We start from the raw sequence: 22,012 nt of genomic DNA, 5'->3' as shown, positions 1-22,012 counted from the left end.
TGCTCGTCTACGGTTAGCCGTTATACTGCCGACGCTTCTCTACTCTTCCCTTGATCGCCCTCGTCTCATGAACCATCTAATTTCGCCCTGCGCGTTACGACTGACCATCCTGTTTTTGGTCGGCTGCCTTTCCAACACCTGTCACGCCGATAATTGGGCCCACTGGCGAGGTCCCGATGGGAACGCCGTCGCCAATAACGCCGACCCGCCGACGGAATTCAACAATTCACTCAATTTGCGATGGAAAGTTGCCGTGCCGGGTCTCGGGTCCGGCTCGCCAATTGTCTGGGAAGACGACATTTTCGTTGTTTCGGCGATTCCAGTGTCAGAAGGCAAAATCCCCCAACATCAGTTTGTGCTCTTTTGCTTCGACCGCGAAACAGGCATGGAACGATGGCGACAAGTTGCCGTTGAAGCCACACCACATCAAGAAACCCACTCAACGAACGGATTCGCATCCGCGTCGCCGGTTACCGATGGTGAACATGTCTACGCGTCGTTCGGTTCGCGTGGTCTGTATTGTTACACGATGAACGGCAACCTCGTTTGGAAGCGAACCAACTTCCCACCGATGACGACGCGAAACGGTTTCGGTGAAGGCAGTTCCCCCGTCCTTGCCGGTGATCGATTGATCCTGCCTTGGGATCACGAAGGACAATCCAAACTCTACGCGATCAACAAGACCACCGGCGCAACGATCTGGGAAGTCGAGCGTGATGAGCCGACCAATTGGGGAACGCCGCTGGTAATCGAACACGGCGGACGTGTCGAGATCATCACAACGGGCCAAAACTACGCACGAGCGTATGACTTCGACACCGGTGCAGAACTGTGGCGATGTGCGGGACAAACTCAACGCCCCGCCGCATCACCGGTCTATCGCGATGGTGTCGTCTACATCGCCAGCGGTTTCCGTGGTTCATTCTTGGGTGCGTTTCGTGTTGGCGGGCGAGGAGACTTGCAAGGCACGTCGAACGTCCTATGGACAATCGAACGCGACACGCCGGATATCGCGTCCCCATTACTTTCAGGCGATCGGCTGTACTACTACAAAGGGCGAGCCGGCGTGTTGACCTGTGTTGATGCCACGACAGGCAAGCCGCACTATAGCACCCAACGAATCCGAGGTCTCGATAACATCTACGCGTCGCCGGTGGCTGCGGGTGGGCATGTTTATCTGTCGGACCGCGACGGGACGGTGGTTGTGATCAAAGACTCCCCACGTTTCGAGATCGTCGCGACCAACGAATTAGGTGAAACGATCGATGCCACCCCGGCACCGATTGATAATCAATTGATTATCCGTGGCGAAAAGCATCTGTTCAATTTTTCACGCTAACGGAAATCTTTTCGTGAGCAGGCGACGGAAGTAGACACTCCCGCAACATCTTTGACGGAACAATTGCCGCGACCCACGCACGAACCGGCATGGGTGTCACTTTTCGTCGTGGAAGATCCGCGCCACCGTGCCGCCAAAGCGATCGCGGTGATTGGTTAGTCGCAGCGTTGGATCAACACAAAAAAATCCCGCAGGAACAAAGCTCCTGCGGGATCAGTTGTTTGGTCAATGCGATGTCACAGATTTCGCGATGCGAATCTCAGACAATCTTCGGAACTAGATGCCGGCGTCGGTTGCGGGCAACTCGTGAGCTTTGATCTTCTCGCCAAACGCTCGGCCGTCTTTGCTTTTGACTTCGCCAGCCTTTTTGAATCCTTCGAGAATCTTTGCTTTGGCTTCATCTGGATTGTTCTTGATGTAGTCCTTTGGGAAATCCTCTCCGTCGAGGAATTTACCGACAGCGATTCCATACTCGTTGCGTACTTCGTCTTTGTCTTCGCCTTTGACGTGACAAATGTAGCAGTTCGCTTTCTTGACTGCTTTCTTGAATTCATCCGGTGCTTCGGATTCCATCACTTGTGCCTTGAATTGTTTGCCGAATTCGCTGATAGCAAACGACGGTGTCGTCAGGCAGACGAGGAGGCCGAACATGAGAGCCAAACGTTTCATCGAGTTGTTTCCTGGGTTGAATCGGTGGGTAAGTAAGGTGGGAGTCACGATCAGTGGATCTTTAATCGCCCCTATTAAAGTCGCTCGCAGGGGGCAAAGTCAAATGATCATACTTTTTGGCACGAAAAATTTCCACGCCTCGATTCTAGACCGATGGCGTCCCACTAGGGGGTTTCGGTCGTCGAGAAATCCAATGTTCGCTGCATCGGCATTTTTGGCAAGCTTTTTTCTTGGAATCCGGCAAATAATGAGCCATCTTGGCGGAAATCGGCTGGCACCAATCGACTAACCGAAACCGAATCCGGAAGCGGTTGCGACCAGCGAACCACCCATCGCGGAGTTCTTTCATCGGCCCAAATCGGCTGATTCACGATTAAATCATTCAACGTTGTCGTTGTTTTTTGACCGGTTTGATCGCGAATGACGTACAAGGGATCACTCAACGTAGTGTCGGCTTCGTAGGCATTGGACGCTCCACGCAGACGCAGCCAGGATTGGTCCTCGTCATCCCGAGAGACTCCTGTAATCTCAACGTGAGGCACGCCGCGATCAACCACAAACACGCTCTCTTCAGCCTGACGTTCGATCGCGACCGGGTACGGCGTGCTGACCCCGAGGCGCATCGACAACAAACCTCGCGGGACGTACGCGGTGAGCCGCTGCAGCGACAACCGAATGGATCCCGATTTGGGCTGTGGCAACTGTATCGATCCGCCCGTTTCAATCATTCGCCGGGAAACCGCGAGCAGTCCGTTCTCCCACAACAACTGCAACTCTGCAGCGATGTCCATCCGCAACATCGAAATCTGACCGCGAACGATTACGTTGTACAATTCGATCGAAATCAGCGGCAACGGATCGGCCAAACCCGTTGAGGTTCGTGCCGGACGCACACCCCTCATCTCCAGCGAGTCTTCATCCGTCACGATGTTGAACGCGTGAATCTCGTCGCGGCGTGAGGGGTTGTCGATCGTGATCGAACAATCCGTCAAACGAACCTGTCGATTGTCGTTCATTGCTAACATCGCACCGCCATCGGTCTCACTCGCCGGCACCGTCCAGTACAAATGCAAATCGACGAGATCGATCCGGTTCGACCCGATCGACATCATGTCGCTGCGTTGCATATCGACTTCACGATTAGACGTAAACACGATCGCCGTTCCGCCTGGAACCGACGACGCAATCACCAAGTCGTCTTCCTCCACGACAACGGGACCACTGGCCAACATCGGCGTATCAATATCGATTTGTTCAACACGATGGCGACGTGCCAATTCCAACGCGTCCGCGAGCGACGTCGTCAACACCACACCAGCGCTCTCGGCATCCTCTCGAATCGTCATGCTCTGCATCGCATCCGCCGTGACGATGCGAACGAGGTGAGGAGGATCCAGGATGGTGGTGCGATCGGGAAGGTCCCCTGCCGTTGTCGAGCGATCGGAGTCGGTGCCGCTCATCGCTACCGAATTGGAATCACTCGGACGTAGATTCATGCCCGCGAAAGAAGGCACGCGAGGCGTCATCGGCATCTCGCTGATGTCATCGATGTCTCCCTCCGAACCGATGGGCAATGGAAAGTTCTGCAAGCTCGGCGGATCACTCGGCAGACGGTTTGAACCGACGCGTCGTGGATCCATCTCACTGGCAGCCCCCGAGTTCGCCGACACAGTGGGCGACGGCAATTCGGGTCCGATCGTGGGTCCACGCGGATCGAGTCCAGGCAAGACATCAACGATCGAGGGCGATTCAACGGGCACGGTCGGAACCGACAACGGCAACTGCGGCCCCATGATGGGAAGACGCGGCCCTTCGCTGGCATCCAACATGTCTCGCGACAGCGGCAAATTCGACCGAGGAGGGTTAGGACCGATGGCACCGCTCGAGACTCCCGAACCGATCGTTGCCCCATAATCCGTTCCCGGACTGTTGACGCCGCCACTGCCCGGAACACCAGTCGTTGCACCGGAGTCGGTTGGGCCCAGCGGGGGCAGATAGAGTCCGTCGTCTTCGACGATCCCTGGTGAAGTGAAAACAGGCCCGTTGCTCTTGAGCGGATCCGTCGTGGCCTGGGTTTTCGAATCGCCCTTTTGTTCAAGACTGTTGGTGGTATTGAATACGGGAACCGATTCGATCGCATCAACAGAAACCGTCGACGCCACCTGCGAACTGAACTCACTTCGCTCCTGCCACGAAAACACCTCCAATCCGATCGCGCTGACCAACAATAATGAGGCCGCGACCACCCATGGCAAGTGACGCAGCACCCGTCGCAGGATCGCTTTGTCGTCTTCGACCGTCACGACGTCCACGCCACGACTGCGACGCAAATTTTCTCGCAACGCCAACTCGCGCAAATCCGCGATCAAGCTTTGCGAGTTTTGATAACGTTGGTCGGGCTGCTTAGCGAGCATCTTCCGCAAGATCGCCGCTAAATCGTCACTCGCATCGTCGCGGTGTTCGCGGATATCAGGGATCGCCGCATTGCCGTGATTGAGCAATTTTTGCAACATCGTGCCACCGGGGTAGGGTGGCGATCCGGTGAGCATGTAGAAAAACGTACAACCGAGCGAGTAGAGGTCACTGCGGATGTCGGCCAATCGAGGATCGTGTGCCTGTTCCGGCGAAATGTAATCGAACGTACCGAGCGTCACGCCGCTCGCGGTCATGTCTTCACTCGTGTCAAAACTCTCCGACCGAGCCAAACCCATGTCGACCAGTTTGATCGAACTCTCTTCCGTCACGACCACGTTGGACGGTTTGATATCGCGGTGCACGATCCCGCGACGCGATGCATGACCGATCGCTTCGGCGACCTGGCACGTATAATAGACCGCGTCATCGAGAGACAACGGGCCGCTGCCCGAGACGATGTCGCGAATGTTGCGACCGTCGATGTATTCGAAAACGATGTAGTACCACGGCCCGTCGTTGCCGACTTCGAACACCCGAGCGATCAGCGGGTGATCCAGCTTCGCGGCACTCTGGGCTTCGTTACGAAACCGCCGCTGCAAATCGGGGTCACCGGCGGCAAAGGGGACCACTTTGACCGCAACGGTTCGCCCGAGCCGTTCGTCGACAGCGCGGAAAACGGCTCCCATTCCGCCCCCGCCGATCTGTTCGAGAAGCTCGAAATGATTCAGCCGCTGTCCCTGCAAATCCCGCGTCAGGGAGGCGGGCGTGTGGTGCGTCGGCCCGGGCAACGAACCGCTGCCGGAGCCTCGCGAGCGAGAATCACCACGCGAGTTCGAATCGCCGCCATAATTTCCCGTTCCTGGATCACCGCGAGACGCCGATCCGTCTCCCGCGGACAAATTCCCCGAGAGTGATCCGAGAGGATCCTGGCGAATGACCGTTTCGGCCGCCTCGAGCTCGCTCTCGTTGACCGATAACGGCGTGACGCTCTCTTCGGGCACAACCTCACCGGTCGATTCGGCGCGATGCACCGTCGAGGCTTCAGGTCGGATAGCAGAAGAGGAGTCCATGCGGCCGTGCATCGAGGAATTAGGAGAAGATGAGATGCGATCCGTCACTACATGCAGACTAATCTCGTTGCCGCATTCTGGCAAGAAATCAAGCCCGGTCTTTATAGAACGCGTAACACCGGTGGACGTTCTTCGGATTTTCTCGATTGCCCCGCTAATTCTGTCAATTTACGCAGTGAATCCCGGCCAACAGTGCCTAAATCGACCGTCCAGTCGTTGACGTACAGGTCCACGTGCTGCATCAAAACCGAGTCCTCCATCGCCTGGGCATATCGCCGCATCGCGGGCAGAGCCGTCTGTGGGTCGGCCCGAGAGACCGCGAGCGAACGAGAAATCACGTCACTGACCCGCCGCATGACCTCAGCACCATGCTGCACACGCATCACCAAACCGCCCAACGGGAGGGGGCATCCCGTGGCCGATTCCCACAATTGACCTAAATCGGCAACGCAGTGCAGCCCGGATTGTTCGTACGTGAAGCGGCCCTCATGGATACACACGCCGAAATCGGCAGTCCCCGCCGAGAGCCGTGGCATGATGTCTGAAAACACCACGTGCTCGACGTCGGTCGTATTCGGATAAAACAGGTCAAACAGCAATTTTGCGGTCGTGTGTTCGCCCGGACACAGCGTCAATTGCGGATTTTCACCGGCGGAAACGCCCCGCGGTACCTCGCCCGCCTTCGACGCCAACAGCAACGGCCCGACGCCAAAACCGAGCGCCGACCCGACCGGCAGCACCACGACGTCCTCGGTCAGCGACAAGGCGGCGTGAAAGCTCGTTTTCGCCACATCAAATTGCCCGTCGATTAATCCATGATTGAGCTGATCGATATCCAGCAAATCGATGTCAAATTCGAATCCTCCGGTATCGACGCGTCCTTCCAGCAACGCGGCGAAGGCGAACGTGTCGTTCGGACAGGTCGAAATCGCGAGGTGCATCTTCTCCCCGGATCCGACTCGGACTCGATCACTCATTACTGGCTATCCGCCATCCCGAGCACGTCGAACATGTTGTACATCCCGGCAGGCTTCGGCCCCCCCGCTTCGCCTTGCATCAGCCATTTGGCCGCCGCGAGAGCCCCGGACGCGTAACAATCACGATTGCTCGCGGCAACGTTCAGTTCAATCCGTTCACCGAGCATTCCGAACACGATCGTGTGTTCGCCAGGATTATCCCCGACGCGAATCGCGTGGTAACCGATTTCGTTTCGTGTTCGCTGCCCGGTGTGCCCTTCACGTCCGTGGACATGCTGGACGGGTTCGTCCGCGTCCATCGCATCGGCGATCAGCTCACCGAATTTCAGCGCTGTTCCGCTCGGTGCGTCCGCTTTGAAGCGGTGATGACGTTCGAGAATCTCGATGTCCACTCCACCGGCGACGTCACGCAGGGCGCGAGTGATTTGCTCGGCCATCCGCATCGACAAGTTCACCGCCAACGACATGCTCGGCGCCCACACGATCGGAATCGAACGAGCGGCTTCGGCGAGCGACTCTTTCTGTGCTTCGCTTAATCCCGTCGTCGCGATCACCAACGGACACTTTTGGGCGACGCACTGAGCCACGCAGGCATCAAGCGCCTCGGGCAACGAGAAATCGATCACGACTTCCGCCGTCGATGGCCATTGCGGGGAAATCGGCACGTCGATCGGGCTCCCACCGGCAACCACTCCGGCATCTTGGCCAATTTTCGAATGATTCGCGTGATCGATCGCGCCGACCACGGTGAACCCCGATGCGTCCTCGACCGAATCCGCCCCGCTCGCCAAAGCGACTACGCGTTGTCCCATCCGTCCGGCAGCCCCGTGGACCGCAAGTTTGATTGTGTTGTTCATGCACGAAATTTACTCTCACGTCGCCGTTTCGCCCAGGACGGTGGTGACGCCCCACCGGGAGCAGAACCGAATCGCGGCCCCGAGCATCACTGCGGCGTGAAAGATTTCGTACCCTCGCCTCGCCACAGCAAGAACCCGCTCGCCTAATCAGCACATGTTTGTTCAATGCGACACCGCGCCGACGACGCTCAGGTCATTTGCCCCACCCGGAGGAGTTGCCGTGTACGAAAAATTTCGATCTCAGTGTAAGATACGGCGATGCTCCCCATACTCCAGCAAATATCCGTAACCTGCTTCACCGCTAGTTATCTCGTTGTCCTTGCCATCGAACTGCTTCGGCTGGTCGGGCGACGCCTGCCGGGGCGTGGACTGGCGGGGCTGGTGATGATGACGATCGGGATTTTCACGCACGTCGTTTACCTTTCGCTGCGAGCCACCATGGTCGATCCCGGGTCCGCCGGTGGCCCCGACATCGGCCGTCTCGCAACGTGGACGGATTGGTCCTTAATGGTCGCCCTCGGCCTCGCGATCGCCTACTTCATCCTCTACCTGCGTCGCCCGGACACGGTCATCGGTTTCTTTTTCCTGCCCGCGATCCTGGCGATGATCGCGTTGGCCATGTCGGTCCAGCATCTGCCCGCATTCGATCGCACCGAAGCGACCGAGTTCTGGAGGAGCGTGCACGCGATTTCCATGATGGTCGGATCGGCGGCGGTGCTGTTCGGTTTTCTCGCCGGCGCGATGTACATGGTCCAGTCATGGCGACTGAAACAGAAACGGGCCGGTTCGGCACTCCGGCTACCGACCCTCGAAACACTACAAAACCTCAATCGTCGATGCCTCGTCGTCAGCACCGTCGCGGTCGGCATCGGTTTGGTCTCCGGCGTCGTGATGAACCTCAACCGCCTCGGCGAAATCCCCTGGACCAACCGCGGCATCATGCTTTCGGGCGTGCTGTTTGTGTGGTTAGCGTCGGCGACCGCGGTCGAGTTTCTCTACGCACCGGCGAGCCGTGGACGGAAAGTCGCCTATCTGACGCTGGCGAGCTTTGGATTTCTCGTGCTGGCCATGTCAGGCGTGCTGACGACTTCGCACGGAGGAGCCGCGACCGAAACCGAGTCCCCGGGTGCCAACCCGTCGCAAGCATCCGTTGAGCTGCACGAAACGTTTTCGGCAACAACGCAGCGGGGTGTCGCATGACCCTGCAAATGATCGGATGCTCGCATCATGATGCCGCCGTCGAAATCCGCGAGCAATTGTCGTTCTCATCGGAACACACTGAGCTAGCGTTGTCACGTTTTGGCGAACGATTCGACGGTGCCGAACTCGTCGTGTTGTCGACCTGCAACCGCGTCGAACTCTACGCCGCCGGAGGTCCCTTCGGCAGCGGATTGGTCGCGAGCGATTCTGCATCGGGGTCACTTACATTCGACGAAGTTCGCACGTCACTGATCGAATTCGTCGCCGAGTGTTTGGAAAAACCCACGGACTTTGTCGCCGAACACATGGCCGTTCGCCAGGGACGCGAAGCCGTTGATCACCTGTTCCTCGTCGCAGCGAGTTTGGACAGCATGGTGGTCGGCGAGGCTCAGATTCTTTCTCAAGTCAAACAGGCGTACGATCTTTCCAACGTCGCCGGTTCGACCGGACCGGTAACGCACGCGGCGTTCCAAGCCGCCAATCGCGCGGCCAAACGGGTGCAAACCGAAACGACAATCCATCGCCGCCGTTTGAGCGTGCCGAGCGTCGCGGTCGGCGAAGTGGTCCCCGAAGTCTTCGAAACGCTGCGTGGCAAACGCGTTGTCCTGTGCGGTGCCGGCGAGATGGCCGAAGAGACCCTGCGATATCTAAAAAATGGGGGCAGTGACAATCTTTGCATCGTCAACCGAAGCCAAGAACGGGCCGCCGCGCTGGCGGTTAACTTCGGTGCCCAAACAAAACCGCTCGAAGAATTGCCCGAACAAATCATCGCCGCCGACCTGTTGATCGGAACCACCTCGGCGGACGAACCTCTCGTCGACGCAGCAACCTTTGCCCGCCTGAACGGCCAACGTGGCGGACGCATCATGCTGGTTCTCGATCTCGCCGTCCCTCGAGATTTCGATCCTGTGATCGGTGACGAACCGGGGGTCTATCTCTATCAAATCGATGACCTGCAAGCCGCCTGCAACCGCAACCGACGCGAACGTGAAAAACAGTGGCCCAAGGCGAAACGAATTCTCGACGAAGAAGTCAATCGCTTTTTCGAATCGCTGCAACACCGCGCCACCGGTCCCGTCATCCGACGACTGAGGGAACGGGCAGACCAAGTCAAAACGGCGGAACTACACCGTCTGCTCGACAAACTCAACGGTTCCACCGACGCGGCGATGACGAAAGAAATTGAAAAATCGTTTGACCGACTAACCAACAAACTTCTGCACCCGCCAATGGCGTCACTACGTGACGACGCCGCGGCCGGTCACTCGCGTGGCCTGCTCGAGGCGCTGCGACATTTGTTTAACCTCGGTGACGATCCGTAATTCTGCTGACCGTCAATCTGTTCCTCAACATCTCCTTTGTGACGCCCCACCATGCACCAAATCCTCACCCGCAGCCTCCTGTTCGCCGCGTTGCTCGTTGCGAGTACGTTGTCGTTCCACACTCAATCCATGGCTCAGGAAACTGACACCCAAACGGCCCAAGAGAACACCAACGCTTCAGCGGCCGATGCGGACCACGCTCGATCGCTGCAAGGCGGCACGGTCACAACGCTCTTCGATGGAAAGTCGCTCGACGGGTGGCGTGGCAGAGATGATTTATGGTCCGTCGAGGATGGCATGATCGTCGGCAAAACGACTGACGAAGCCCCGATCTCGAAGAACACGTTCTTGATCCTCAACGATGAGGTCGAAGGCGATTTCGAGTTATCACTGCAATTCAAAATTGAGAACGGCAACTCGGGCATCCAATACCACAGCCGGGTGCTCGACGAAGACGAATTCGTCGTCTCGGGTTATCAAGCCGACATTGATGCCGCCAACCAGTTTGCCGGAATTCTCTACGAAGAAAAAGGCCGTGGCATCCTCGCCCTCCGCGGGCAAAGCGTCGTCGTCTCGGAGACCGGTAAGAAGCAAGTCGAAACGTTCGCTGATGCCGCCGAACTCGGGAATGGGATTCACCCCGGCGAGTGGAACGACTACCGAGTCGTCGTCCGCGGCAACCAACTCGAACACTTCATCAACGAAACGCAAACGATGAAGTTGACTGACAATCAAACCGAAAAGGCGAGACATTCCGGCGTGATCGCGTTGCAATTGCACAAGGGCCCCGCGATGACGATTCGACTCAAACACATCACGCTGCGTCAGTGGAAGTAACCGGCGAAAGCGAACACCCTCGATTGGTATGATTCGTAATCGTGGCCGCTTACGGTCTCACGATTGCACGATTTCGTAGAGATCGTCCCACAAGTCGCGCAGGTTCCCGACCCGGCTGAGGTCGATCGTATCGAGGTGCTGCTGCACTTTGATTCTGGCGCCGGGTTGCAGCGCTGCATCGGTGCCAGACAACAGTTCTCTCACCAGGTCACCAATCAGATCGGGTGACAAATGGGTTCGGTACAACGTCGCGAATCCCGCGACGTCCGAATGACTGGTCAACAAACAAAAGTGATCGCGACGCTTGGCCCGGTGGGCGATCCACCATCGCCAGAACGCGGGAATCTGTTCGCCGCCGTCAATCACCAACACACCGCCGCGGGGCACTGAACGCTGCAGTCGCCCGACCGTTCGAATGTTGTTCCAAAGATCACCCAATCCTCGAACGATGCGTTCATTCCGTGTGGAGGCGGGGTCAGGCCCGGTCAATTGGACCCACTGTCCGCCCGGCATTTCTCGTTCAAGTGTTTCGGCTAGCTCACGCAACAACGTGGATTTGCCGGTTCCGTGATCACCGACGATCACACCACAACGTTCCTCACGAAGCCGGTCGACGAGCGAGCGAACAAAGTCTTCTCGGGATCCCTCTTCGTGAGTGCTCGATACGTGATCAAACCGAAACGCGAAAGCGCCCGGTCGAACAAATCGACTAGCGAACGGGTTCGACCGAGTCGGCAGTGGTGGGGTTGGAGAGGACATCGCCTACATGATAACGATGACACGTCGTACAGTGATCCCCGGCGGCTTTCGCGGTATGACAGTGAGCACACGCGACTTTGCGAAGCGGAAGGAAATCGGAGTGCCCGTTCAATTGCGGTTTCGCCGTCCCGGGTTCGATCGAATCGTGGTGAAATCCGCCGGTTAGGGAATGATCCGACGCTGCAAGTCCTAAGTCCGGTTTGGCCGACACTGCATTGACGAGGTCGAGAGCCCGGTACAACGTTTCGACGCCTCCGCGTTCCGCGACCGCTTCCACCGCCGGCAGGCTTGGATCAGCACCCACGTTCGAATGCATTGTGTGACAATGTTCGCAGTTCTGCAGCGCCGCGATATCGAGGTGAGGGCGATGGGTAAACCGAGTTAACCGGTCGCGAAGGCTGTTCGACGTCGTCTCTCGCCACGGAAGTTGAGAATGACAGGTAACGCAGGCGGCAACGGCGGGTTGTTCCATCACCAAATCACGCAGCGCATGGTCAGACGTCTCGGCCATTTCGATCAGACTACGCAAGACCGCGTCGGAGTGCCCTGCACCGCGATAACGGATCGAGAGTGTGAGATCATCGCGATACCATCCACCGAGCGCCTGCGAATGTGCCGCATCAAAACGTCGGCCTAACTCATCTTCCCAATTCGCGAATGCTTTTTGCGTCGTAGCGGAAGCCGGCCCACCACTCAACAGATCGCCCCCCAAAGGATCGTCCAACGATGCGGATGCGTCGCCTGAGAGCAAAAGATCATCGTCCTCCTGAGCCGACCAATCGACGAGGAGGTCGTCTCCCGCCGAAGTCAAATCATCATCGAGAAACTGATCGTTGTTGCTTGCGGGTGTTTGCCGTGCGGAGAATCGATCGCCCGCCGAACTCGTCGGCTTTCCAAACCAATCGGCTGCGGCGTCGCGCATCACTTGAGTCGGGAAAGAGGAGGCAAAAGCTCTCGCGGTCGTCGGATCAGCCCCCGCCCGCTCCGCGGCCTCTAACAGGAACGACTGCCCGTCGAGAGACAACGCAATCGCGAATTGCCGAATCGCCCGGCCCAGTCGCACGGCGAGGTCTTGGTTATGAGGCAACCGCCAATCAACGAGCGAGAGATCTGCTAGCGGCGCGAAGTCGATTGAAGGGTCTTGATCGCGAAGTAACAAAAGCATCCACGCCGACAACTTTCCGTCGGGAGATCCGGTGGCATCGGCCGGCCATGATTCGAGCTGATCGGCGATCTCGGGCGGCAGAATTGGCAATTCGATCAACGCGGGACCGCTCGCGATTTGAACACCGAGTGATTGATCGTGACACGACACGCAGGCCGACTCGAAGGGCAGGGTGCTAACGATCGAATCGTTCAGCAGTCCGCCGGCAAGATTACTAGAACCTGCACCGTCAACGACGTGACAGGCACGGCAATCGAACTGCAGCACCGACACAGACTCATCGCTCGCTGCCGCCTCGGCCGTTTTGGGATAGTGAATCGTGGCGTGACGGGAATGATCAAACGCGATCGCATGGGGTGACGACTGAGGCCAATCCGTGAATTCAGGGTGTGACGATGCAAACGAACCAAACTGCTGTGAATGGCAAGTTTGGCAACGTGAATCCGCGATGGCTTTGATATCCGCATCCGCACCATGGTGTTCACGGTGACAGACACTGCACGCCACTTCATCTTGAGAGATCGCCGGTGGTGGTAACCAAATCGCTGCACTGGATTTTGAGACGGTTCGAATCTCGCCTTTTTCCTTCGCCGCCAAAAAAATGTCACGGCGTTGATCACCAATCGCGACCCGTGTTTCGACTGACAGGTTATGTGCCGACGTCGCGAAGTCCGTCGGAATACGATCGTGATGGCATGCGACGCACCGATCTGTCATCGTTAACGAAGCTTCGGTTTCAACATGCCCGGCATCCTTCATTGCCATCCACGTTTCCGCCGAAACGTTCCCGTGACAAACCGTGCATCCGCCGGAAGTCAAATCGCCGGTGAGAATTTGGGCATGCGATGTCGAAAGATTTCCAGGTCGAACGAACTCGGGAGCCAGCGACGTCCCAAAGACCCCCACGAGCGCAAACGCAAACAGCAACAATGCCCCCGCCGTCCATCGACGGCGACGGCCCGCCCATGTCGGAATCGGCCGGCAAGGAGTGTTATCCAACGCACCTTTCTTCTTTGGCGCCCCCGATTTCGAGCCTCGTCCGGCGCAGTGACGGGCCAACGGACATTCGCCCGAAACGGATGGCCCCTCGGCACAGGGCGACGCGTCGGATGACGACTGCGAGGCTCCCGTCACGCCGCCGTGCCCCCGACCGCATTGGTAAGGGTGCCCGGGATGCTGCACCCGAGGCGGATCAGGTAAATCGATTTGGTCGCGTTGAGAAGATCGTGTCATGATTCAACAAACCGCATCGCGAGGATGCCGTGGATGATCGCCATCACCACCAACGCAATCGAGGCGGTGCTGTGGAACATCACCCATACGCGAAGACGCAGTTGCAATGCGTATTGGTAATCCAAATCGTCTCGTCGGCGAACGAGAGCGGCGAGGCGACCGCAAACGCGGCATCCCTCCTCTTCGAGATATCGATTGAGTTCCACAAGTCCCGCGAGCACCCGCCGACGACGCACCGAGGTCGGAACGAGCAAATACAACAAGGACGGTTTACCGCCGATGTAACGACTGAGATAACGTCTGTGGAATTCACCGATCACGGCAATCGATGCGGGATTGGTGAGAGCCTGTACTTCTTGCGAAACCGAACGAGCGATCTGTTCTCGGTACCAGGGAATCTGATCCATCCGGACTTGTTCACCCACGTTGGTCAAACGCCACGGGATCCGGCGACTCGCGATCAGACCATACACGCCCGAACCGCTAACCAGCAAAAACAACCCACTCAGCGAACCCTCGAGATAACCGCTCGCGATCAGACGCCCTTGCAAAACGGCAGGCACGTGCATCGCGAACACTCCCATCGCAAAAACGCCGGTGTAGATATGCACCTGGGTCCAAACGCTCATCGTCCCCAACGGCAATACCGGGATACGTCGCCGAACGCCAATCAGAATCAGGAGAATGAGGCAACTCATCAACATCCACCCGGTCATCACCCCGGTATGCAACAGCGCCGAATGCATGACCGAAACGAGCCCCGCGTCCAGAGCGAGCGAAACCGCAACAATCGCAGCAGCCACCACTCGCCGGCGACGGAACGAATACGCCCGTCCGAATCCACTGACTCGTTGCACCGAATGGGCGACTGTTGTTTTCCATTTTTGCGTGGCAGAAACAGCGTTGCTTTGCCTGCGTTCGACGAGACTCATGTTCGCCTCCGTAGCCAATCTTCTAGCGGCGGCGATTCACTCAAATCGATGCGAACGAGTGCGTCGTGAGGACAAGCCGCCGCACACGCCGGTCCGCTCGGCAATCCGCTGCACATGTCGCACTTGGTCGCCTTCGTGATCGGCTGCTTGCTCTTCACGTCGAGAAAAGGTCGCCCCTTCGGATCGGAAACCGCAACCATCTCGATGTTGTCGTACGGGCACCCTTTCGCACAAACGCCACAACCGATGCAGATATTTTCTGAGATACGCACCAACCCCGTCGCTTCGTCGCGGTGCAACGCCCCCGTCGGGCATCCGATCATGCACACCGGGTCGGTGCAGTGCATGCAAGCCTCAACGAACTGCAAACGTTCGTGATGATTACCGATACGTGCAAACCGAGGGTTACCGTCATGCACGTCGGCACACGCTTTGACGCAGTCATCGCATCGCGTGCAACGGTGCAAGTCGATGATCATCGCTTGGCGGCCGTTGTTGTATCGATTCTGAACGATGAACTCCAACAAACCCGTCGGTTCGAAGGAAGTCCCCGTGGGGCTGGGCAGGTCATCCCATGCCTTCGCCTGCACATTCGTTCCAGAGGCTTCCTCATTCCCGGAAACAGATGAAACCGACTCGCTGTCCGACCGGGCACGTTTGAGAGCGCGGCGTTCACGCGACTCGACCGTACTCGGCGAATGCAGCATCGCTTCGGCAGCGTTGGGTGGCAACTCCGACCGGCGAATGTGCGGTAGTACCTCGCGTGCGAAACACTCCACCGGGATGTGCAACGTGTCGAGAAAACCAACCGCACGTAATGAGTGCTGCAGCGGCATGGGCGAACCGTTGCCACCGGTAACACTGAGTGTGATTTCTTCGAGCCCGAAGACGTGTCCTTTGCCGAGGTACGCCGTCGTCCGTTGAGCCGATCCGTAGTTTTGGCAAACACGGCCGAAACCGCTGCGGACGATAATCAGGTCAGTCACGTGATGACCTTCGCGAGCGACGATCGGTTCGGATTCGATCTGCTCGGCGGGCGAGAGTTTGCGAGTCTTCGAATAGTCTGCGTTCCACTGCAAACGACCGAACGATCTCAACTGCGTGTGCTCGACCACGTTTCGCAGATTGGATTCGGGAACAAAACGCAGCAACGGGATTTCTTTGAGATGGATCGCGAGCCAGTGTTCGCGGTAGTGTTCTTCCATCCGCTCCGCAAACGCGGTGTCCCGCTGCAGCATCTTCAATCCTTGCAAACGGATTTCCAGCAGCGTTGCGTTTTCGCCGGCAACGACCGTTGCCCCATGCGGTCCACGAAGCATGGTGGCGACCTCACCGAACAATTCGCCCGCGACCAAGCGAGCGGTTTGACCGGCGCGAACGAGTCCGCCGAAATCTTGCAAGAATAGAGTAGGCTGAGTCTCGGCCTCGCCCGCAGAGTGATTGCTTTTGTCTGAAGAGGCCGCGGACAAATGGTCCGTTCCGGGGCGGTCATGCAATTCCACATCCGGCGTCACGTCTTCCGGATTACGGGCTTCCCGAACACCACTGGGCCGCAGAAATTGCCAAAGTGCTTCCGGCCAACTGCGTTTCTCGACTTCTCTTCGGCCGAGCACATCAGGGGGCAGCGGACGGGTGATCAGTTCCGCGTTTCCCTCGAGCACCAAGAACGCACTGTTGGCGTAATCGCCCTCACGAACGATGACCTGGCCCGGCGAAAAACGGTGCAACCGGCAATCGTTCTTCAGCACGCCATCGAGAGGGATGGACTTGGGAAATTGGCTCGCATCCAGCCCCGCAAAAGGCATCCGCGCGAGTAACCAATCAACATCCGCGTCCGTCATGTGCGGATCCATCGGTTCGTCCCAACGTCGGGGACGATGCACGGTAACGCTGTCGACAGGCGGCATGAAACGGGGAGATTCAGGCAGGTTGGGTGAAGTGCGAAACGCCCCCCGCAGGGACGTCTTCCATATTCACCCCGCTGAGTACCCCGTAGATCACCACCGCGTCAAGTCGGTTCGACAAGTCCCGAATTTCGACGCGTTCCAACCGGGGTGTCGCCGATGGACATTTGCACGCCGGTTTCAGTGGTTCTGAAACATACTCGCGTCCCAAACCAAGTTTCCGTTTTTCAAACGCACGCGAGGCGGGTTGATGGCCATCACCTCAACATCGCCCACGCGATCGCCGACAACGACGAAACGAGTCTCGCCGCCGACTTTGAGAATCGCCTGCTGCTCGCCGAGTTTCGCGAAACCCACGACGCTCACGTTGCTCGCCGTGATCGCTTTGTTCTGTGGCTTTTTGCCTTCCTCGGTGACGTGAAACGGGTCGCGACGTTCGGGAAAGGGAACCGTGAATCCCTCGCTGGATACTCGAGTGATGGTAAGTTCGGGCGGAGTTTCGATGCTCGAAAACGCGGTGGATTGCTGCCGCGACATCTGCTCGATCCGAGAAATCGTTTCTGGCTCGATCCCGCAGCCCGAAATCGCAAGCACGATCAAGCCGACCATTGCCTGGCGATAGTGAAACAAAATCATCGATGCCTCACTGTGCGAGTGGAATGGGAGCAGGAATTGTTTCATACGGGGCCACATGGATCGGCGGGTACGAGTCCGGCACCGAATCGGTGGTCCCCGTTCCCCATCTGGTGTCCTCCATATTTTCGATGCCGTGCGACGGATGCGCGGTCTCCGAAACGTAGGCGGACTGTTCGTCGCTGTACGAAACCATGAACGGTGTGATCCCTTCCCCGCCCAACATCGCGAGTCCTTGACTGCCGCCGTTGATGCGAACGCGAGGATGGTGATTCGGACAATTCAGATCGTTGCAGTACGGAGTTTGCGGACAGTGACTCGCATACGGGATTCGGTCGAGTTCACGCATCGCAATTCTCGCCGCCTGACGCTCTCTCGCTAAACCCGGATGGCAAGGACTCACAATTTCCGGCTTCAAAAACACGATCAGTTCACTCTCGACGATCGACGTGTTGTGACTTTGAAAGAGTTTTCCGACGTACTTAATGTCTTGCAGGTAGGGGATGCCGTAAACATCTTCGACGACCTTCTTCTGCCGCAATCCGCCCATCATGAACGTTTGACCGTTGGCAACGCGGACCGTTGTTTCTGCCTCACGTTCATCAATAATCGGTAGAAAGTTGACCGTTCCCGTCCGTGTGCTGTGTTTCGGCTTGACGACCATTTCGATAATCCCGTCGTTGCTGATACGTGGTCGCACGACGAGCGTGATACCGGCTTCCTTAAATTCAACGGTCGGGATTTGCTGAGTGATGACCGATGTGCCTTCTTCGCTGTTGGATTGATCGGGCGTCTCTGCGGTTCGATAGGGGATCTGGGTCACAATTTTGATCATGGCATCACGGCGGTCTCCCACGGTAATCGATGGGTTCGCCAGCAGTTTCGCTTCCGCCGTACTGTCCAATGCCTCCACGATCAACGACGCGTTAAAGTCATTGGCGATGGAGCCCATGCTGAGTGTCGACAGTCCCGTTTCCGCGATCGCACCGGTGGGCACGAGGCTCGCAAACTCAAGCGATTTGGCGACCGCCTGACCGCCCAAGTTTCCGCGTCCCCACTGCACACCGAGGCTCTCGAGTTCTTCCAGGTTGACGTCGTAGATCAATGCCGAAATGCGCACCTGAGCCCGAGGCACGTCGAGTTGCTGAAACGCTTCGGCGGCGAGAGACAATTGGTCCGCTGTGCCGCGAACCATGATGCGGTTTTCTTCTTCGTAGACGGCAACGATTGGCGGATCAACGGTCGATGTCGTCGCCCCCGGCGCCGCCGATGCCGTGTTCCCACTTCCCAAGGCTTCGCTGAGCGACACGCCCATCTCGGCCGCCTCGGTATATTGCGGGGTGAAATACGCGATACGCGTTCGAGCCCACCCCACGTTACCGGCTCCATCGGTCGCACGCGAATCCCCGGCCGCGGAATCAGAACCATGCGTTGTACCGGAGCCCGCCCGATCGCTGGCCAGCAAATCCGAAAACATCTGTTCGACTTGAGCGATCCGTTCGGGTGAATCGATCACCAACACACGTCCGTTTCCGAACGCTTGAATTTTCCCACGTTCGCTGAGCAGCATTTTAGCCGCCTCGATCGTGGATGCCCGCTGCACGTCATCGGTAATCGGCAACGCAATCGTCCGCGATCGAAAGTCGGGGCTTCCTGTGCCGACCTCATCGATCGGGAGCACGACGAGGCTACTGCCCGCGGACGTGTACCCATAACCCGAGGACGTGAGGATCGCCGAAAGCACATCTCGCAAGGGCGCGTCGTTAAACACGCCTGAGACTTCGCCGGTGATTTTCTCACCTGCAACTATGTTGATCTGCCACAGATCGGAAAGCAAAAACACGACTTCCTGCAGCGACGTTTTTCGAAACGTGATACTGGCGCGTCGTTTTAACGCTTCCTCAATAAACGATTGAGATTGGGAAGCTTGCGATTGCGAGGACGAGGCTTCCGCGGACTGTGCTCCACCGACGTCAGGTGTGTTGTTTTGGGTTGCGTTAGCCGAAGCGTTGAGCGAAACAGGTTGAGGGGCGCCGAGAGCGCTCATCGCTCCACCGGCTTGGCTTCCCGAAGACATCTCGACCGAAACGAGGGGCTGGTCCGATGCAGGATCGGCCGCATCGGTACGTTGAGTCCCGGAGCCGAAAACAGACGAAAGGATCAGGAAGCAGCATAATTGCCGCTTCCGTCGCCGGGCATTTCGTTTCGCCATGCCTTCCGTGGCCATAAGCGTTCAGTTCATCAAGAGGGATAAGGTCTGGGACAGACGGAGCAGTCCATCACCGTCAAATTCAATCAATCATTGCAAACGTGTCTTCGATCGGTGCGGGGGCGTGCAACAATCCGAACAACGTCATATTCATCTCGAGACTAAGCACCGATTCGCCTCCCGCGACCGGCTCCAAAGTCAACGCGTCAATGTTCAATAACCAGTGGTGATCATCAACGACACTAATAATTTTCAATACCGCCTCGAGCGGTCCAACAACCGACAAGGCTACTTCGTGAGAATGCAGTTCGAATTCCGATTCGGTTCCAAATTCGGGTGACCGACGAACTCGAGGATCATCATCCTGAGTTCCCCAAGGTCGCTTCTGTCCGTCTTCGATTTCCAAAGCACGCAAACTACCACCGCAATCACGGATCATGGCGATCAATTCATCTCGCACCGCAGGGATGCGGTTTTGATTCACACATTGTTTGACGAGCTGCAGCTTCTGTTCGTGCAGTTTCGTTTCGATCCGATGCAGTCGAGCGTCACGCGACTGCGATAACTCAAACTCTTTCTCTAGCTCCGACAAGGCGCGATGGTCTTCGCGAAGCCTATAACCTTCATCGACTAGTGGATACCCGATCACGATTAACGCGACAAAACTACCACAGGCAACAATCGCTCTGATTAGCCGATCGTTCTGTTTATTCATCTTACGACTCCTGCGCCGGGTCGAGTTCCGCGTCCACATCACGCTCGGGTAACCAAGACAACCGCATTTCGAACTGGGACTCGCCCTGCACGACACCACTGGTCGTCGCTAACAATGCGACTTGATTGATCCCGGTGATTCGCCGCAGGTAGCCCACGATCTCGTATATTTCCGCTTCGTTAGACGTCTTTCCCGTCAACATAATGTTGTGTTCGACATCAAATCGAATTGACGTCAATGCTGCCTGTGGTGGCAGACACTGCGTAATTTGAGTGGTCAAGTCAACGATCGGCGGCGACACGGTTTGCTGCTCGATACGGCCGAGGTGTTGAACCCAACGTCGGTCCGATTGCAACGACGCCATGCGGGCCTGGGTTGCCCGCATCTGTACTTCAACAAATTGACGTTGCTGGTGTTTCTGCTCCGCTTCATCTCGTAACGAACCAACCCACAACGACGCAGTCATCAAGAGAACCGCCGCAACCGCGATCGGCCAAACCGTTAACACAGCCCGAACGATTTTTGACTGCGCCCGATCACGGCGGATCGTTTGCAGAAGGTCCGGCGGGTTCTGAACAAAATCCGGTTGAGTTAACGGCAAGATGGCCGCGAATGCGGCGATCGCGTCCGACTCGATCTCTTTGGGAACACGAACCGACACGCACGATTCGGGTAACTGAAATAGTTTCGCACTGAGGCTGGCGGTTGGCCCGAAATGAGTGATCACCGTGTCAACTTTTTCCGGCGGACCTCCGACGTAGAGATCGCTCAATTCACTCTGCGTCATTCCGCGGTGACGTTGACAAAAGCGGCGCAGCCGAGCGAGGTGCTGGTCGATCGCGATTGCGAAGGTTTGTGCGTCGTGAGCCGCCGCGGGACGGTAATCCAACAACAAACGACCTTGGTGCGTGATGCCGACTTCCCAGGATTGCCCGAATGAGTCGGCGATCAGAACCGGCTTCTCGCTATCGATTCCAAGCATCCCCACCATCCTCGCCATACTGACGAGCGACGGTTCGATCCATGCCACATCGACATGACAACTCACGAAGGCTTCATAAAGTGCATTCAGCCGGGTGAAGTTGCCGACGGCGGTCAACGCATGATCGATCCCGGGGCTCAGCGTCTCGCGAACCTGACCGATCAATTTCCCGCCTGGGCCGAGTTGCAAATATCGCGGTATCCGACCGGCGAGTGCACCGAGTTTTTGCTCCACGTCATCCACAGTGCCCGTCGAAATTCGGGTCACACAAAAGTCACCGGTCAGAGAAACGGCAACACTCTCGCCACCGATTTTGTGCCGAGTCGCGAGCGTATCGATCGCATCCCGCAGACGTTTCCAACCGTCGCCGAGCATCCAGTCAAAATTCATCCGAGCCGTTTGCGGCTCACGTGCAGAACGACTCGTCGGCGCCGCGTTATCGAGCGTCTCATCGCCGAACTCTCCGCTTTCAATTTCCTCGGACATGCTGTCCGGTTGAGCGGTCAGTCGGATGTAGTCAACTTGAACATCGACCGGTTCATTCTCACAGCACGTCGCGATGACTAAGATCACGCGGTCGCATTCGATCCGAAAGGCAAACCGGCGGTTTTGCCCGAGTTCGGGCCCCGCGCTGCGTTGTTGAAATGGAGAAAGAGACGAGAGCATCGGTGCGTCATTAACGAGTATCGAAACCGCGACTCTTCGCCAAACTCATACCGGTTCAACGAGGAGTCTCGGCAACGTGAAATTCCTTCGCGTCGATTTTGTTCGCATGAAATTCGGGCGGTGAACGT

16 protein-coding genes are annotated in these 22,012 nt (G+C 57.4%); 4 read left to right on the top strand and 12 right to left on the bottom strand.

Features of this window, described 5'->3' with window-relative positions; genetic code table 11:
* Positions 1-67: 67 nt before the first annotated feature.
* Positions 68-1,339, top strand: coding sequence for an outer membrane protein assembly factor BamB family protein (locus tag FHS27_RS01870; protein ID WP_184300887.1), 1,272 nt, complete (start codon positions 68-70; stop codon positions 1,337-1,339).
* Between the two features lie 276 nt (positions 1,340-1,615).
* On the opposite strand, the gene FHS27_RS01865 is transcribed toward FHS27_RS01870, so the two are convergent.
* From FHS27_RS01865 to dapB, 4 genes are all read right to left on the bottom strand, one after another.
* The gene (locus tag FHS27_RS01865; RefSeq protein ID WP_184300884.1) at positions 1,616-2,008 is read right to left on the bottom strand and encodes a hypothetical protein; all 393 of its coding nucleotides are present in this window, start codon (positions 2,006-2,008) and stop codon (positions 1,616-1,618) included.
* 164 nt (positions 2,009-2,172) lie between these two features.
* Complete coding sequence (locus tag FHS27_RS01860; protein ID WP_221224795.1) at positions 2,173-5,493, bottom strand: serine/threonine-protein kinase; 3,321 nt, start codon at positions 5,491-5,493, stop codon at positions 2,173-2,175.
* Between the two features lie 101 nt (positions 5,494-5,594).
* A complete protein-coding gene (locus FHS27_RS01855) occupies positions 5,595-6,470 on the bottom strand; it encodes a 1,4-dihydroxy-6-naphthoate synthase (protein WP_184300881.1) in 876 nt (291 codons plus the stop codon).
* Positions 6,470-7,327: a 4-hydroxy-tetrahydrodipicolinate reductase gene (gene dapB, locus FHS27_RS01850; RefSeq protein WP_184300878.1), complete on the bottom strand. Its 858-nt coding sequence runs from the start codon at positions 7,325-7,327 to the stop codon at positions 6,470-6,472. The genes FHS27_RS01855 and dapB overlap by 1 nt, the downstream gene beginning before the upstream one ends.
* 258 nt (positions 7,328-7,585) lie before the next feature.
* Here dapB and FHS27_RS01845 point away from each other — a divergent pair, with 258 nt between their 5' ends.
* From FHS27_RS01845 to FHS27_RS01835, 3 genes are read left to right on the top strand one after another with little or no spacing between them, the layout of a single operon-like run.
* The gene (locus FHS27_RS01845; protein WP_184300875.1) at positions 7,586-8,527 is read left to right on the top strand and encodes a cytochrome C assembly protein; all 942 of its coding nucleotides are present in this window, start codon (positions 7,586-7,588) and stop codon (positions 8,525-8,527) included.
* A complete protein-coding gene (hemA, locus tag FHS27_RS01840; protein ID WP_184300872.1) occupies positions 8,524-9,849 on the top strand; it encodes a glutamyl-tRNA reductase in 1,326 nt (441 codons plus the stop codon). The genes FHS27_RS01845 and hemA overlap by 4 nt, the downstream gene beginning before the upstream one ends.
* 51 nt (positions 9,850-9,900) lie before the next feature.
* Positions 9,901-10,686 (top strand): 3-keto-disaccharide hydrolase, encoded by a 786-nt coding sequence (locus FHS27_RS01835; protein WP_184300869.1) that lies wholly within the window; start codon positions 9,901-9,903, stop codon positions 10,684-10,686.
* Between the two features lie 57 nt (positions 10,687-10,743).
* On the opposite strand, the gene FHS27_RS01830 is transcribed toward FHS27_RS01835, so the two are convergent.
* From FHS27_RS01830 to FHS27_RS01795, 8 genes are all read right to left on the bottom strand, one after another.
* On the bottom strand, positions 10,744-11,445 hold the full coding sequence (locus tag FHS27_RS01830; protein ID WP_184300867.1) for an ATP-binding protein: 702 nt from the start codon (positions 11,443-11,445) through the stop codon (positions 10,744-10,746).
* Complete coding sequence (locus tag FHS27_RS01825) at positions 11,396-13,843, bottom strand: multiheme c-type cytochrome (RefSeq protein ID WP_221224794.1); 2,448 nt, start codon at positions 13,841-13,843, stop codon at positions 11,396-11,398. The genes FHS27_RS01830 and FHS27_RS01825 overlap by 50 nt, the downstream gene beginning before the upstream one ends.
* Positions 13,840-14,775, bottom strand: a complete 936-nt coding sequence (locus FHS27_RS01820) for a hypothetical protein (RefSeq protein WP_184300863.1) — start codon at positions 14,773-14,775, stop codon at positions 13,840-13,842. The genes FHS27_RS01825 and FHS27_RS01820 overlap by 4 nt, the downstream gene beginning before the upstream one ends.
* Positions 14,772-16,682 (bottom strand): 4Fe-4S dicluster domain-containing protein, encoded by a 1,911-nt coding sequence (locus tag FHS27_RS01815; RefSeq protein WP_184300860.1) that lies wholly within the window; start codon positions 16,680-16,682, stop codon positions 14,772-14,774. The genes FHS27_RS01820 and FHS27_RS01815 overlap by 4 nt, the downstream gene beginning before the upstream one ends.
* A gap of 177 nt (positions 16,683-16,859) precedes the next feature.
* Positions 16,860-17,315, bottom strand: a complete 456-nt coding sequence (locus FHS27_RS01810; protein WP_184300857.1) for a hypothetical protein — start codon at positions 17,313-17,315, stop codon at positions 16,860-16,862.
* 7 nt (positions 17,316-17,322) lie between these two features.
* A complete protein-coding gene (locus tag FHS27_RS01805) occupies positions 17,323-19,524 on the bottom strand; it encodes a type II secretion system protein GspD (protein WP_246418988.1) in 2,202 nt (733 codons plus the stop codon).
* Positions 19,525-19,603: 79 nt separating this feature from the next.
* A complete protein-coding gene (locus FHS27_RS01800) occupies positions 19,604-20,236 on the bottom strand; it encodes a hypothetical protein (RefSeq protein ID WP_009101075.1) in 633 nt (210 codons plus the stop codon).
* Between the two features lies 1 nt (position 20,237).
* A complete protein-coding gene (locus tag FHS27_RS01795) occupies positions 20,238-21,884 on the bottom strand; it encodes a hypothetical protein (protein WP_184300851.1) in 1,647 nt (548 codons plus the stop codon).
* Positions 21,885-22,012: the final 128 nt, after the last annotated feature.

Origin of the sequence: Aporhodopirellula rubra, assembly GCF_014192335.1 — a bacterium.
Taxonomy (GTDB): Bacteria; Planctomycetota; Planctomycetia; order Pirellulales; family Pirellulaceae; genus Rhodopirellula; species Rhodopirellula rubra.
The sequence above is the reverse complement of the archived record's forward strand: the minus strand, read 5'-3'. Positions and strand labels throughout refer to the sequence as shown.

Bases quoted from the DNA above. Each gene is read 5' to 3' on its own strand.
- FHS27_RS01820 (WP_184300863.1), bottom strand. From the start codon at position 14,775: ATGAGTCTCGTCGAACGCAGGCAAAGCAACGCTGTTTCTGCCACGCAA.
- FHS27_RS01870 (WP_184300887.1), top strand. From the start codon at position 68: ATGAACCATCTAATTTCGCCCTGCGCGTTACGACTGACCATCCTGTTT.
- dapB (WP_184300878.1), bottom strand. From the start codon at position 7,327: ATGAACAACACAATCAAACTTGCGGTCCACGGGGCTGCCGGACGGATG.
- FHS27_RS01855 (WP_184300881.1), bottom strand. From the start codon at position 6,470: ATGAGTGATCGAGTCCGAGTCGGATCCGGGGAGAAGATGCACCTCGCG.
- hemA (WP_184300872.1), top strand. From the start codon at position 8,524: ATGACCCTGCAAATGATCGGATGCTCGCATCATGATGCCGCCGTCGAA.
- FHS27_RS01810 (WP_184300857.1), bottom strand. From the start codon at position 17,315: ATGATTTTGTTTCACTATCGCCAGGCAATGGTCGGCTTGATCGTGCTT.
- FHS27_RS01805 (WP_246418988.1), bottom strand. From the start codon at position 19,524: ATGGCGAAACGAAATGCCCGGCGACGGAAGCGGCAATTATGCTGCTTC.
- FHS27_RS01795 (WP_184300851.1), bottom strand. From the start codon at position 21,884: ATGCTCTCGTCTCTTTCTCCATTTCAACAACGCAGCGCGGGGCCCGAA.
- FHS27_RS01845 (WP_184300875.1), top strand. From the start codon at position 7,586: ATGCTCCCCATACTCCAGCAAATATCCGTAACCTGCTTCACCGCTAGT.
- FHS27_RS01800 (WP_009101075.1), bottom strand. From the start codon at position 20,236: ATGAATAAACAGAACGATCGGCTAATCAGAGCGATTGTTGCCTGTGGT.
- FHS27_RS01865 (WP_184300884.1), bottom strand. From the start codon at position 2,008: ATGAAACGTTTGGCTCTCATGTTCGGCCTCCTCGTCTGCCTGACGACA.
- FHS27_RS01835 (WP_184300869.1), top strand. From the start codon at position 9,901: ATGCACCAAATCCTCACCCGCAGCCTCCTGTTCGCCGCGTTGCTCGTT.
- FHS27_RS01825 (WP_221224794.1), bottom strand. From the start codon at position 13,843: ATGACACGATCTTCTCAACGCGACCAAATCGATTTACCTGATCCGCCT.
- FHS27_RS01815 (WP_184300860.1), bottom strand. From the start codon at position 16,682: ATGCCGCCTGTCGACAGCGTTACCGTGCATCGTCCCCGACGTTGGGAC.
- FHS27_RS01860 (WP_221224795.1), bottom strand. From the start codon at position 5,493: ATGGACTCCTCTTCTGCTATCCGACCTGAAGCCTCGACGGTGCATCGC.
- FHS27_RS01830 (WP_184300867.1), bottom strand. From the start codon at position 11,445: ATGTCCTCTCCAACCCCACCACTGCCGACTCGGTCGAACCCGTTCGCT.